1 protein-coding gene is annotated in these 739 nt (G+C 64.3%); it reads right to left on the bottom strand.

The window, feature by feature from the left end:
• Positions 1-739 (bottom strand): tryptophan--tRNA ligase (trpS, locus tag ACFO5K_RS26085; RefSeq protein WP_378568356.1); only part of this gene is annotated, 739 nt, incomplete at both ends.

The raw sequence follows: 739 nt of genomic DNA, 5'->3' as shown, positions 1-739 counted from the left end.
CCAGGAAGCCCACCCGGTCGTACACCTGAGCAAGTGTGTTGCCTGCGATCTCACGCGCTCGCTGCGCGCCCGCGGCCAGGATCCGGTCCAGTTCTGCCGGATCCGACAGATACTCCTGCACCTTCTTCTGCACGGGCGTCACGAATTCGACCAGCGCGTCGGCCACCTCGACCTTGAGATCACCGTAACCCTTACCGGCGAAATTCTGTTCGAGGCCCACGATCGGGGTGGCGGTGAGCGCGCTGAGGATCACCAGCAGATTGCTCACACCCGCCTTGTGTTCGGGGTCGTAGCGGATCTCACGCTCGGTGTCGGTGACGGCCGAACGCACCTTCTTGGCGGTCGCCTTCGGGTCGTCGAGCAGGTTGATCAGACCCGCGTCGCTCGAGGCCGACTTGCTCATCTTGGCGGTGGGATCCTGCAGATCGAAGATCTTGGCGGTGCCCTTCACGATGTGCGGCTCGGGCACCACGAACGTCTTCTTGAACCGGGTGTTGAAGCGCTGAGCCAGGTTCCGGGTGAGCTCGAGATGCTGACGTTGGTCCTCGCCCACGGGCACCTGCTGCGGGCGGTAGAGCAGGATGTCGGCGGCCATCAGCACCGGGTAGGTGAACAGGCCGACGGTCGCGTTCTCGGCGCCCTGCTTGACCGACTTGTCCTTGAACTGGGTCATCCGGCTCGCCTCACCGAAACCGGTGATACAGCTCAGCACCCAGGCCAGTTCGGCGTGCTCGGGCAC

It is taken from the genome of Nocardia halotolerans, assembly GCF_042650145.1.
Classification (GTDB): Bacteria; Actinomycetota; Actinomycetes; order Mycobacteriales; family Mycobacteriaceae; genus Nocardia; species Nocardia halotolerans.
The sequence above is the reverse complement of the archived record's forward strand: the minus strand, read 5'-3'. Positions and strand labels throughout refer to the sequence as shown.